The 12268-nt window shown below is 72.3% G+C and carries 11 protein-coding genes and 2 pseudogenes; 9 read left to right on the plus strand and 4 right to left on the minus strand.

All coding sequences use genetic code 11. The features are described from left to right. The first annotated feature begins 163 nt into the window (after positions 1–163). The gene (locus G6038_RS22195) at positions 164–952 is read left to right on the plus strand and encodes a nuclear transport factor 2 family protein (protein ID WP_165039922.1); all 789 of its coding nucleotides are present in this window, start codon (positions 164–166) and stop codon (positions 950–952) included. 5 nt (positions 953–957) lie between these two features. On the opposite strand, the gene G6038_RS22200 is transcribed toward G6038_RS22195, so the two are convergent. From G6038_RS22200 to G6038_RS22210, 3 genes are all read right to left on the minus strand, one after another. Further along, positions 958–1812, minus strand: coding sequence for an ABC transporter (locus G6038_RS22200; RefSeq protein WP_165039923.1), 855 nt, complete (start codon positions 1810–1812; stop codon positions 958–960). A gap of 63 nt (positions 1813–1875) precedes the next feature. Continuing rightward, positions 1876–2082 (minus strand): hypothetical protein, encoded by a 207-nt coding sequence (locus G6038_RS22205; protein WP_165039924.1) that lies wholly within the window; start codon positions 2080–2082, stop codon positions 1876–1878. 91 nt (positions 2083–2173) lie between these two features. Next, the gene (locus tag G6038_RS22210) at positions 2174–3358 is read right to left on the minus strand and encodes an Ig-like domain-containing protein (protein WP_165039925.1); all 1185 of its coding nucleotides are present in this window, start codon (positions 3356–3358) and stop codon (positions 2174–2176) included. Positions 3359–3497: 139 nt separating this feature from the next. Between G6038_RS22210 and G6038_RS22215 the strand changes: the two are divergent. The 3 genes and pseudogenes from G6038_RS22215 to G6038_RS22225 form a co-directional block, all read left to right on the plus strand. Further along, a pseudogene (locus G6038_RS22215) lies at positions 3498–3968 on the plus strand (response regulator transcription factor); the annotation flags it as partial. Positions 3969–3970: 2 nt separating this feature from the next. Then, positions 3971–5041: pseudogene (locus tag G6038_RS22220) on the plus strand (HAMP domain-containing sensor histidine kinase); the annotation flags it as partial. 52 nt (positions 5042–5093) lie between these two features. After that, positions 5094–6197 (plus strand): alpha/beta fold hydrolase, encoded by a 1104-nt coding sequence (locus G6038_RS22225; RefSeq protein ID WP_165039926.1) that lies wholly within the window; start codon positions 5094–5096, stop codon positions 6195–6197. Here G6038_RS22225 and G6038_RS22230 read toward each other — a convergent pair. Next, positions 6159–6584, minus strand: coding sequence for an HIT family protein (locus G6038_RS22230; RefSeq protein WP_165039927.1), 426 nt, complete (start codon positions 6582–6584; stop codon positions 6159–6161). The genes G6038_RS22225 and G6038_RS22230 overlap by 39 nt on opposite strands. A gap of 53 nt (positions 6585–6637) precedes the next feature. On the opposite strand from G6038_RS22230, the gene G6038_RS22235 reads away from it, so the two are divergent. From G6038_RS22235 to purB, 5 genes are all read left to right on the plus strand, one after another. After that, entirely contained in the window at positions 6638–7333 is a 696-nt protein-coding gene (locus G6038_RS22235; RefSeq protein WP_165039928.1) for a nucleoside/nucleotide kinase family protein, read from the plus strand. Between the two features lie 111 nt (positions 7334–7444). Continuing rightward, on the plus strand, positions 7445–8701 hold the full coding sequence (gene purD / locus G6038_RS22240; protein WP_165039929.1) for a phosphoribosylamine--glycine ligase: 1257 nt from the start codon (positions 7445–7447) through the stop codon (positions 8699–8701). 144 nt (positions 8702–8845) lie between these two features. After that, on the plus strand, positions 8846–10024 hold the full coding sequence (locus G6038_RS22245; protein ID WP_165039930.1) for a pyridoxal phosphate-dependent aminotransferase: 1179 nt from the start codon (positions 8846–8848) through the stop codon (positions 10022–10024). A gap of 84 nt (positions 10025–10108) precedes the next feature. After that, positions 10109–10726 carry a TetR family transcriptional regulator gene (locus tag G6038_RS22250; protein ID WP_165039931.1) on the plus strand — a complete coding sequence of 206 codons (618 nt, stop codon included), beginning with the start codon at positions 10109–10111 and terminating at the stop codon, positions 10724–10726. A 24-nt stretch (positions 10727–10750) separates the two neighbouring features. Beyond that, positions 10751–12172 carry an adenylosuccinate lyase gene (gene purB, locus G6038_RS22255; protein ID WP_165039932.1) on the plus strand — a complete coding sequence of 474 codons (1422 nt, stop codon included), beginning with the start codon at positions 10751–10753 and terminating at the stop codon, positions 12170–12172. Positions 12173–12268 lie beyond the last annotated feature (96 nt).

Below are 12268 nucleotides of genomic sequence, written 5' to 3' on the forward strand. Positions count from 1 at the left end.
GTCGGGACGGGTGTCATGGCGACCTCCCTCGGGCGGGACCGCCTTCCACGCTAGCCCCGGCGTCGCGGTCCGCATCAGGGAAGAAGGTCACCGGCCGATGAGTTTGCGGTCGTTCGGCGGTCGGAACAGGTACAGCATCGTTCGCAGCGGAGGAGTGAGCACCATGTTGGACCGTTCCCCAGCCTTTTCCGGCTTCGCCGTCGACGACGTGGCCGCGGCCGCGAAGTTCTACGGTGACGTCCTCGGCGTCTCCGTGTCCGAGGAGCACGGAATGCTCCACCTGCACCTCGACGGCGGCCGCGACACGCTGATCTATCCGAAGGAGGACCACACCCCGGCCACCTACACGATCCTCAACTTTCCGGTTCGCGACATCGAGAAGGCGGTGGACGAACTCGCCGCGCGCGGCGTCCGGTTCGAGCACTACGAGGGTGTCGACGGCAAGGGCATCTTCCGTCGGGTGGGCCCGCCGATCGCCTGGTTCCGGGATCCGGCGGGCAACATCCTCGCCGTTCTCGCGGTGGACGAGACCCCGGCCGACGAACAGATCCGCGCGCTGATCGAGGAGCACACCGCGGCCCGCAACGCCAAGGACGTCGATCGGCTCGCCGCGTGCTACGTCCCCGGTGCGACGGTGTTCGATCTGGCGCCGCCACTGCGCAAGACCGCTCCCGATCCGCAGGCCTGGGCGGCGTGGTTCGCGGGGTTCGACGGCCCTCTCGACTGCGAGGTGCGGGATCTGCGCGTCGAGGCGGCCGGCGACGTCGCGTTCTGCCACGCGCTGTCGCGGCTGGGAGCGACGCAGCACGGTGGACCGCGGTTCGACCTGTGGTTCCGCGTCACGTTCGGGCTACGCCGCGTCGAGGGGTCGTGGCGGATCGCGCACGAGCACGAGTCCACCCCGTTCCACATGGACGGCTCCTTCCGGGCCGTCACGGACCTGCAGGAGTGACCGGATCAGTCCGGTGGCTGCAGTTCGTGCCTGCCGCTGTTGCCCGCGCCACCCGAGTTGCTGCGCAGCCACCGGCCGGGCAGCTTGCCCGCGAGGTCGCCCAGCGGGCCCACCGCTCCACGGAGCAGTTCGACGGTCTCCTGCAGCACGTCGATGCTGGTGCTCATCCGCTGGATGCTGGGGGTGAGCTGCGCCAGCGTCTCGGACAGCGACACGATCTGATCGAGCGGACCGCCCTGGGCGAGGAGGCGTTCGAGGGCGCCCTGTTCGGCGAGGAGGGTGTCGAGCACCCCGCCCTGCTCGAGGGCCCGCTCGAGCAGACCGCCGCGCTGGAGGGCGATGTCGACGATGCCGCCGGGGGCGGTGAGTCGTTCGATGGGTCCGCTCTCGGCGAGCAGGCGCTCGAGCGGGCCGTTCGGGGCCGTGAGACGGTCGAGGAGGCCGCCGTTCGACAGCAGGCGGTCCAGGGCCCCGTCCTCGGCGAGGACCTTTTCGAGCGGACCGCCGGGCGCGGTGACGCGGTCGAGGGCGCCGCCGGGCTCGAGGAGGCGGTCGAGGGGGCCGCCGGGGGCGGTGAGCCGATCCACCGGCCCGCCGGGGGCGAGGAGGCGGTCCAGCGGTCCGTCGGGCCGCAGCGCCTGGCCGAGAGGACGGTCGTCGGCGGCGAGTACGGAGACCTGTTGCAGCAAGCCGAGCGGGCCCCGCGGATTCGTCGCGCCGACCGCGCTCAACCCCGCGTACGTCTGGGGGGAGACCGCCAGGCGGACGGTGCCGATTACGCCCTCCGCCACACCCAGGGCCGAGTCCGCCGCGGCGAATCCGAGGCGGACGGGGAACGCGAGCGCGGACGCCAGACTCATGTCTGTCACTGTAACCGGCACAACAGTCCCGGATCGGCGGGACGAGCCGTTACCGGAGGCCCGTCAGGAGACGCGGAGCGTGTCGATCCGTGCGTACGTCTCGGTGCACCCGCAGCCGTGGGCGAGTTCGGAGCAGTCGATGACCAGCACGTGCCGCACCCGGGAGGTGTCGAAGCAGTCGGGTTCGGTGCATTCCACAGGCACCGTTGCATGCACGACGAGGGTGCCGTGACAGTGGTCGAGATCGGATCGGCACGCCCGGCACATCATGGACGGGACCTCCTTCGCGGTGGCTGTCTTCGTCCCGTAATAGCATCACGCGCCGACAAGGTGGTGGACGTGCGGGGCGTGTTACGTCGGATCAGCGTCTCCGGCGCCGGGCGACGAGGGCGACGGCGAGCGCGCCGGCGATCACCCCGATCCCGGCTGCGATCCACCAGCCGGATGTGCTCTCGGATCCGGGAACCGTCACGGCGACGGGTTCGGATGTCGCGCCCGCCGCGCCGGGCGCGCCCGAGTAGACCGCTGTGATCGTGTGGCTCCCGGCGCCGGAGACGCGGTGCTCGGTGGTGGCGCGGCCGTCGACGACCGCCACCGGCGGACCCAGGTCGGTGCCGCCGTCCCGGAACAGGATCGTGCCGCCGTCGACGTCCGGTGACACCGTCGCCGTGAGCGTGACGACCGTCCCCTCGTCGACCACGTCCGGGGCGTCGACGGTGACCGTGGCGGGCACCTCGGCGGTGTCGGAGATCGTGATGGTCGCCAGCGGGCCGGCGCCGGCGTTGAGCGGACCGGTCATGGTGTCGCGCGGCGAGCAGCGTGTCGGTCCCCACTGGTTGGTGCCGAGGAACGTGGCCTGGGTGAGCGAGGTGTTGTAGTTGGCGTCGTCGTCGACGAGGCCTGCGGCACCGGCCGTGCGGAGCATCGGTGTGATCACGCCCGCGTCGCCCGCGATCATCGTCACCTCCACCGCCGGCAGCCGGAACCAGCTGTCGCCGACGGGGCTGGGGGAGCCGTCGAGCTGCAGCTGCGTCTTCGGCGCCCGGATCCCGGCCTCGCTGTCGGCACCGGACGTCGGGCTGTTGCCGATGACCTCGTTGTTTCCGGACAGGCGCAGGATCGTGCCCGCCGGGTCGGGGACACCGTCCTCGTTCACCCGCAGCACACCGGGCGGCACGTTGTCCAGGTTGAAGGCGGTGCCGGGCACGACGGCGGCGTCGACGAACGTCGCGTTTGCGGGAATCGCGAAGTCGTTCTTCAGGCGGGAGACGCTGCGGGTGGTGGCGCCGCGGCTCGAGTCGGGGTACGCGACGGGCGCCGTCTGGATGCGGTAGGTGAACCGCTCGCCGGGACGGACCCGGGCGGGCGCGTCCACCGTGGCCGACGACCCGAGCAGCTCGTCGACGTCGATCACCGACCGCACCCGGCACGCGATGCCGAACGAGACCTCGACCTCCTCCGCGGCCGCGGGCGGGCCGGCGGCGATCAGGGACACGGCGACGACTGCGGCCGACGCCGCCCCGCGGCGCACCCACTTAGGCGACACGACGGCTCCTCCCGGTGCGGACACGTCCATGATCCCCGATCGCCGCACCCCGACGGCCCGAATTCGGCAGGGCCGGCAGACAGGAAGTTCCCAGGATTCTCGCAGCGGCATGCCAGAGCTCTCCGGGAGAATCGACGCCGTGACCGACAAGACCCCCGAAGCGCGGATCCTGATCGTCGACGACGAGCCGAGCATCGTCGAACTGCTCTCGGTGAGCCTGAAGTTCCAGGGCTTCGAGGTCGAGACGGCGGGAGACGGCGCCGAGGGACTCGACCGGGCCCGGGCCTTCCGGCCGGACGCGGTGATCCTCGACGTCATGATGCGCGGGATGGACGGGTTCGGGATGCTGCGCCGGCTCCGGGCCGACGGCTCGGACGCGCCGGTGTTGTTCCTGACGGCGAAGGACGCCGTGGAGGACAAGGTGTCCGGCCTGACCCTGGGTGCGGACGACTACGTCACCAAGCCGTTCAGTCTCGAGGAGGTCGTCGCCCGGCTGCGGGTGATCCTGCGGCGGGCCGGCAAGGTGTCCGAGGACGAACGCTCGTCCCGTATCACCTTCGCCGACATCGAACTCGACGACGACACCCACGAGGTGTGGAAGGCCGGCAGGTGACCGTGGGTTCCGTCGACGGTTCCGACGTGCGCTGGCGGGTGGTGTCGACCCGCAGTGCCGCGGGCATCGTGACCACCGTCGGGGTCACCCTGACCTCGATCGAGGAGACCGTCGATCGGCTCGTCGTGCTGCAGGTCGGCATCGGCGCCGCGGTGCTGCTCGTTCTCGGGGTGGCCGGCTACTTCGTGGTGCGGCGCAGCCTGCGGCCCCTGGTGGAGGTCGAACGCACCGCCGTGGCGATCGCCGGCGGGGATCTGCACCGGCGGGTTCCCGAACGGGATCCGCGCACCGAGATCGGCCGGCTGTCGGTGGCGCTGAACGCCATGCTCAGCCAGATCCAGGCGGCGTTCGCGGCGACGGCGGCGTCGGAGGAATCCGCGCGCAGATCCGAGGAGAAGATGCGACGGTTCGTCGCCGACGCCAGCCACGAGCTGCGCACCCCGCTCACCACGATCCGCGGATTCGCCGAGCTCTACCGCCACGGCGCGAGCAGCGACACCGCGATGCTGATGGACCGCATCGAGAGCGAGTCCCGGCGCATGGGAATCCTCGTGGAGGATCTGCTCATACTGGCCCGCCTCGACGCGAAGCGGCCGCTCGAGCGGAAGCCGGTGGACCTGCTCGCCCTGGCCGCCGACGCCGTGCACGATGCGCGGGCCGTCGCGCCGGCCCGGACCGTCGGGCTCGAGGTGTTCGACGGTCCCGGTACCCCGGAGGTGCTCGGCGACGACGCGCGGCTGCGGCAGGTCCTCGGCAATCTCGTCACCAACGCCCTCACCCATACCCCGGCCGACGCCCGCATCACCGTCCGGGTGGGCACGATCGGGCCCGATGCGGTGCTCGAGGTGCGCGACACGGGCCCGGGCCTGAGCGAGCCCGACCGCGCCCGGGTCTTCGAGCGGTTCTATCGCGCCGACGCGTCGCGCACCCGATCGTCGGGCGGCAGCGGTCTCGGGCTGTCGATCGTCGCGGCGCTGGTGGCGGCCCACGGCGGCCGCGTGGAGGTGGAGTCGGCCGTGGGCGCCGGTTCCACGTTCCGGGCGCTGATCCCGCGGATGCCGGTGGAGTGACGATCGGCCCTCGGCTACGGTGACGTGGCCAACTTTCGAGTAGGGAGACGTCGTGGGACTGTCGGGGACGGCGCAGCGCGCCCTGCGCAACGCCTGGGCGCTGTTCGTCGGCGACGGGATCGAACCGCGGCACGCCACCGCGTCCGCCGTCGTCGCCGACGGACCGCACCGCACCCTGCGCCGCTACGGCGAGCCCGACGCGGGCGCGCCCGTCCTGCTCGTGCCCCCGCTCGCCGCGCCCGCACGCTGCTACGACCTGCGGCCCGGGCAGAGTCTCGTGCAGCACCTCGTCGACGCCGGCCGCAGCGTCCACGTCCTCGACTTCGGCACCATGGACCGCTCCGACCGGCATCTCGGGTTCGAGCACTGGGTCGACGACATCGTGCCCGAGGCGATCGCGCGGGTCTCCGAACTGTGCGGCGGCCGCGACGTCGACCTGGGCGCCTGGAGCCTCGGCGGGACCCTGTGCCTGCTCACCGCGGCCGCCCACCCCGGGCTGCCGATCCGCTCGATCACCGCGTTCGGCACGCCGGTCGACTACGGGCGCATCCCCTTCCTGGGGCCGGCCCGCCACCTCGGACGCGCCGTGGGCGAGCCCACCCTCACCGCCGTGACCCACCTGCTCGGCGGTGTGCCGGCCCCGCTGGTGCAGATCGGCTACCGGGCCACCGCCCTCGAACGCGAACTGACCCGGCCCTGGTTCGTCGCCCGCAACCTCGCCGACGCCGACACCCTCGCCCGGATGGAGGCGATCGACCGGTTCCAGGCCGACATGCCCGGCTACCCCGGCAGGCTGTTCCATCAGATGGCGATGCGCATCACGGTCGCGAACGATCTCGCGACGGGCCGGGTCCGCTTCGACGACCGGACGATCGACCTCGCCGACGTCTCCGTGCCCGTGCTCGCACTCGGCGGCAGCGACGACGTGCTCGCGCCCGTCCCGGCGGTCGAGGCGATCCGCCGGGTGCTGCCCTGCTCGCCCCACGTGCGGTTCGAGGTCGTGCCCGGCAGTCACCTGGGGCTGCTCGCCGGCCTCACCGCCCGCGGCACGTCGTGGGCGCACTTCACCGAGTTCCTCGACGACCCGTCGGCGCCGGTGCCGGCGGGTGCCGGTGTGTCAGTCGGGGACGTTGTCCGCGTGCCCGAGTTCCCGTAGCGCGGCCTTCAGCTTCGCCTGCGCCTCGTCGAGCGACTCCGGCGACGGATCCTTCTCGGCCTTGCTGATGTCGAAGTCGCCGAGGTCGTACGCCGGGAAGACGTGCAGGTGCAGGTGCGGCACCTCGAGGCCCGCGACGAGCAGTCCCGCGCGCGGCGCGTCGAACGCCGAGCACACCGCCCGGCCCATGATGCGGGCGACGTTGTGGACCTTGTCCCACAGGTCGTCGTCGACGTTCTGCCAGTGGTCCACCTCCTGACGCGGCACCACGAGCACGTGGCCCTGGTTCACGGGGTTGATGGTGAGGAAGACGACGACGTCGTCGTCCTGCCACACGAACCGGCCCGGCAGGTCGCCGGCGATGATCATGCTGAACACGGAAGCCATACCGGGGAGAATAGGCGGACCGCCGCGGGCGCCGCCTCTCGTATCCTCGTCGCATGTCGTCGCCGCAGCCGCCCCGGACGGGGCCGCTGCGCGCGCTCGTCGCCGACCTGGTCGACCGGCAGCTGCGCATCGTCGCGGCGGGGGAGCGGCGCGTGGTCGGGCTCTGCGGTCCGCCCGGGGCCGGCAAGAGCACCGCCGCCGACCTGCTCGTCGACCTCCTGCGTGACGCCGGCATACCCGCCGCGGCCGCGCCGATGGACGGCTTCCACCTGTCGAACCACCGGCTCGAGGCCCACGGCACCCGATCCCGCAAGGGTGCACCGGAGACGTTCGACGTCGCCGGGTTCGCGGCCCTGCTGCGCCGCATCCGCGACGACCGCACGGAGACCGTCCACGCACCCGAGTACTCGCGCCGCCTCCACGAACCGATCGCCGCGTTCCACGAGATCACCCCCGAGACCCGCGTCGTCGTCACCGAGGGCAACTACCTGCTCCTCGGCGACGGCGGGTGGGAGCGGATCCGCCCGCTGCTCGACCTCGTCGTCTACCTCGACGCACCGGGTGACGAGCTCGCCGCCCGGCTCATCCGGCGCCATCGGGCCACCGGATCCACCGCCGAGCAGGCCGCCGAGTGGGTCCGCACGGTGGATCTGCCCAACGCGCGCACTGTCGCGCGGACCCGCGACCGCGCCGACCTCGTGTGGTGCCCGGTCGAGGGGAACGACCGGGGCGCGGAATCCGCCCGCTAGCGCCGCGCGGGTCCCGGTCGTCCGCTCCCGCGAATCGCATCCGCGGACGGACGGCGGGGCGCGCGGATGCGTCGGTCCGCGGCCCCGGACCGGTCCCGTAACCTGTGCTGCGTGCGCGTACTCGTTATCGGCTCCGGTGCCCGTGAACATGCCCTCGTCCTGGCCCTGACCCGTGATCCCGGCGTGACCGCCGTGCTGGCGGCCCCCGGCAACGCCGGCATCGGCCGGATCGCCGAGCAGTTCCCGGTCGACGCCGCCTCCGCCGAGGAGGTCGTCGCGCTCGCGAAGGACCAGAACGCCGACCTCGTGGTCATCGGCCCGGAGGTTCCGCTCGTCCTCGGTGTCGCCGACGCCGTCCGCGCCGCGGGCATCGCCTGCTTCGGCCCGTCCGCGGCGGCCGCCCGCATCGAGGGCTCGAAGGCCTTCGCCAAGGACGTCATGAAGACCGCCGGGGTCCGCACCGCGCACAGCGAGGTCGTCGACAATCCGGCGGAGCTCGACGGGAAGCTCGACCGCTTCGGACCCACCTGGGTGGTCAAGGACGACGGGCTCGCCGCCGGCAAGGGCGTCGTCGTCACCGCCGACCGGGCCGCCGCCCGCGACCACGCGGCGGAGATCCTCGAGAACGGGCACCCGGTGCTGCTCGAATCGTTCCTCGACGGTCCCGAGGTCTCGCTGTTCTGCCTCGTCGACGGCGAGGCCGTGGTGCCGCTGCTGCCCGCGCAGGACCACAAGCGTGTCGGCGACGGCGACACCGGCCCCAACACCGGCGGCATGGGCGCCTACACGCCGCTGCCGTGGCTGCCCGAGGGCATGGTCGACACGATCGTCGAGGAGGTCGTCCGGCCCGTCGCCGCCGAGATGGTCCGCCGCGGATGCGGCTTCTCGGGCCTGCTCTACGCGGGCCTCGCCATCGGCAAGGACGGCCCGGCCGTCGTCGAATTCAACTGCCGCTTCGGCGATCCCGAGACCCAGGCCGTGCTCGCCCTGCTCGAGTCGCCGCTCGGGGAGGCGCTGAACGCGGTCGCGACCGGCACCCTGGCCGAGCTGCCGCCGCTGCGCTGGCGCGCCGGCGCCGCCGTCACCGTGGTGCTGGCCGCCGAGTACTACCCGGCCAGCCCGCGCACGGGCGACGTCATCACCGGTGCCGACGCCGACGGGGTCCTCCACGCGGGCACCAGGCTCGCCGACGGATCGTTGGTCTCCGCGGGTGGCCGCGTGCTCAGCATCGTCGGCACCGGCGCCGACCTGACCGCCGCCCGCGACGAGGCCTACACCACGCTCGCCGGCATCAAGCTGCCGGGCGGGCACTTCCGCAAGGACATCGGTCTCGCCGCCGTCGAGGGGCGCATCGCGATCCCGTCCTAGGGAACGCACCCGCGCGGTGCCCGGGCACGGGCGCGCTCCGGTCAGCGCGCGGGTGTCCGTCGAACGAGCCGACGTCGCGACGATCCGTCGGTGCACGCCCACCGGGGGACATCCGGCAGATCACGAGCGGCTAACGTCGAGGTCGTGCGCTTCGAATCCCGACGATCCCGGATCCAGACCTTCCACGTCATGGACGTGTGGAAGGCCGCCACCGAGCGGCAGCGCACCCACGGCGACGTGCTGAGCCTGGCGGCCGGTCAGCCGTCCACGCCGGCACCCGCCCCGGTGCTGCGCGCCACCCACCGCGCGCTCGACGACGAGCTGCTCGGCTACACCGAGACGTTCGGGATCCTGCCGCTGCGCGCGGCGATCGCGGGCTACCACCGCGACCGCTACGGCATCGACGTCGACGCCGACGACGTGGTCGTCACCACCGGATCCTCCGGGGCGTTCACCCTGCTGTTCCTGGCCGCCTTCGACGTCGGCGACACGGTCGTCGTCGCCCGGCCCGGCTACCCCGCCTACCGCAACACCCTCGCCGCGCTCGGCTGCACGGTCGTCGAGCTGGACTGCGGGCCCCACACCCGCTACCAGCCGACCGTCGAGATGCTCGAGGCCCTCGACGGTCCGATCGTCGGACTCGTCGTCGCCAGCCCCGCCAACCCGACCGGCACCATGATCGAACCGGCCGAGCTGGCCGCGCTGGCCCGCTGGTGCGACGACCACGGCGCGCTGCTCATCTCCGACGAGATCTACCACGGCATCGAGTTCGGAACGCACGGTGCGCCTGCGACGAGCTGCGCGTGGGAGACCTCCCGCGAAGCGGTGGTGATCGGCTCCGTGTCCAAGTACTTCTCGATGACGGGATGGCGGCTCGGCTGGATGCTCGTGCCGGAGGGACTGCGTCCGCCGTTGCAGCGGCTGGCCTCCAACATGACGGTGTGCCCGCCGACAATCTCCCAGTACGCGGCCGTCGACGCGTTCGGCGCGGAGGCCCGGGCCGAACTCGACGGCCACGTCGCGCGCTACGCGGCCAACCGCGAGCTGCTGCTCCGGGGCCTGCCGGAGCTGGGGATCACCGAGCTCGCGCCCGCCGACGGCGCCTTCTACGTCTACGCCGACATCGGCCATCTGCTCCCGGCCGGCGAGAATTCCACTCGCTGGTGTGCCCGGCTGCTGCAGGAGACCGGAGTGGCGCTCGCGCCCGGCGTCGACTTCGACACCGTGCACGGCGACCGGACCGTCCGGCTGTCCTTCGCCGGTGCCACCGCGGACGTGCGGGCGGCGCTGGAACGGCTGCGGGCCTGGTTGCGCACACCGTGACGAAACCCGACAGATAGGTCCTACCTGCGAGTATTCGGGCCGTTTCCCTCAGGCGTGACCACCGGGACTGGCACCATGACAAAGGTGTCGATCGCAGCCACCCCCAAGGGCGAACGGCGCCGCCAGGCGCTCGTCGAGGCGGCGGCCGACCTGATCCTCGAAGGTGGGATCGATGCCGTCCGGCACCGCGCCGTCGCGCACCGTGCCGGACTTCCGCTCGCCTCCACCACCTACTACTTCCATTCCCTCGACGACCTCGTCGCGAGCGCGGTGCAGCACAACGGGCGGCGTGAGCTCGACGTGATGCGCTCGCGGGTGCAGTGCGTCCCGCCGAGCGACCGCAGCCCCGAGTCCACCGCCGACCTGATCGTCGACCTGCTCGTCGGCCCCGGCGGGGTCGGCGAGATCGAACGCGAGCGTCTCATCGCCCGCTACGAACGGTGCGTCGCCACCGCCCGGCACCCCGAACTGCGCGACGTCCAGCAGGAGTTGCGTGTGCAGATCGATCAGCTGCTCACGGACCTGCTGCAACGGTGCGGGCGGTCGGTGCACGAGCCGCAGTTGCGGCGGCTCGTCGCGGTCGTCGACGGGGCCGTGCTCGGCGCCCTCGGCGATCTCGAGCCCGATCCGCGGGCCCTCGCGCGGGGCATCCTGCCCGACGTCGTGGAACGGGTGGCACCGCCTGCCGAACAGGAGGCGTGACGGGGCGCCGTAAACTGATGTCCTGTGAGTCGCATCCCGAACGTTCTTGCCACCCGTTATGCCAGCCCGGACCTGACAGCGCTGTGGTCGCCGGAGCACAAGATCGTGCTCGAGCGCCAGCTGTGGCTGGCGGTCCTCCGGGCGCAGGCGGAACTCGGGATCGACGTCCCGCAGGAGGCCCTTGCCGACTACGAGCGGGTGCTCGAGCAGGTCGACCTCGAGTCGATCGCGGCGCGCGAGCGCGTCACCCGCCACGACGTCAAGGCCCGCATCGAGGAGTTCAACGCCCTCGCCGGCCACGAGCACGTGCACAAGGGCATGACCAGCCGCGACCTCACCGAGAACGTCGAACAGCTGCAGATCCTGCGCTCGCTCGAGCACGTGCACGCCCACGGCGTCGCGATCGCCGCGCGGCTGGCCGACCGCGCCGCCGAGTACTCGGCGCTGGTGATGGCGGGCCGGTCGCACAACGTCGCCGCGCAGGCCACCACCCTCGGCAAGCGGTTCGCGTCCGCCGCCGACGAGCTGCTCATCGCGCTCACCCGGTTGCGCGAGCTGATCGCCCGGTACCCGCTGCGCGGCATCAAGGGCCCCATGGGCACCGCGCAGGACATGCTCGACCTGCTCGGCGGCGACGCCGGCAAGCTCGCGCGTCTCGAGGCGACGGTCGCCGAGCACCTCGGGTTTGCGAACGTGCTCACCAGCGTCGGCCAGGTCTATCCGCGCTCGCTCGACCACGACGTGCTCTCCGCGCTCGTGCAGGTCGCGGCTGGGCCGTCGTCGTTCGCGCACACCGTCCGCCTGATGGCCGGGCACGAACTCGTCACCGAGGGTTTCCAGCCGGGCCAGGTCGGCTCGTCCGCGATGCCGCACAAGATGAACACCCGTTCCTGCGAGCGTGTCAACGGCCTGCAGGTGGTGCTGCGCGGGTATGCGTCGATGGCCGCCGAGCTCGCCGGCGCGCAGTGGAACGAGGGCGACGTGTTCTGCTCGGTCGTGCGGCGCGTCGCACTGCCCGACGCCTTCTTCGCCCTCGACGGCCTGATGGAGACGTTCCTGACGGTCCTCGCCGAGTTCGGCGCCTACCCGGCGGTGATCGAGAAGGAGCTCAACCGCTACCTGCCCTTCCTGGCCACCACCAAGGTGCTCATGGCGGCGGTGCGGGCGGGCGTGGGCCGCGAGACGGCCCACGAGGTCATCAAGGAGCATGCGGTCGCCGTGGCGCTGGCGATGCGCGAGCAGGGCCGCGAGCCGGACCTGCTGGACCGGCTGGCCGCCGACGAGCGGCTGCCGCTGGATCGAGCGGCCCTCGACGCCGCGCTGGCCGACCGGTCGGTGTTCGTCGGTGCCGCGGAGGCGCAGGTCGCCACCGTCGTCGCGGCGGTGCAGGACCTCGTCGAGCAGTACCCGGACGCCGCGAAATACACGCCGGCGCCGATCCTGTAGGGATCGTCCGGAACGGGCTGCCGGGGGGATTTGTCAGATGGGGGTAGCCGAAGTGCAGGGGAGAAGATGTTGGCTGGGAAGCCGGGTAATGCCGTA

Origin of the sequence: Rhodococcus sp. 14C212 (genome assembly GCF_011058195.1) — a bacterium.
Classification (GTDB): domain Bacteria; phylum Actinomycetota; class Actinomycetes; order Mycobacteriales; family Mycobacteriaceae; genus Rhodococcus; species Rhodococcus aetherivorans.

What these genes read in the sequence shown, in the direction of transcription:
- G6038_RS22195 (WP_165039922.1), top strand. Translation starts at nt 164, where the DNA reads ATGTTGGACCGTTCCCCAGCCTTTTCCGGCTTCGCCGTCGACGACGTG.
- G6038_RS22200 (WP_165039923.1), bottom strand. Translation starts at nt 1,812, where the DNA reads ATGAGTCTGGCGTCCGCGCTCGCGTTCCCCGTCCGCCTCGGATTCGCC.
- G6038_RS22205 (WP_165039924.1), bottom strand. Translation starts at nt 2,082, where the DNA reads ATGATGTGCCGGGCGTGCCGATCCGATCTCGACCACTGTCACGGCACC.
- G6038_RS22230 (WP_165039927.1), bottom strand. Translation starts at nt 6,584, where the DNA reads ATGGCTTCCGTGTTCAGCATGATCATCGCCGGCGACCTGCCGGGCCGG.
- G6038_RS22235 (WP_165039928.1), top strand. Translation starts at nt 6,638, where the DNA reads ATGTCGTCGCCGCAGCCGCCCCGGACGGGGCCGCTGCGCGCGCTCGTC.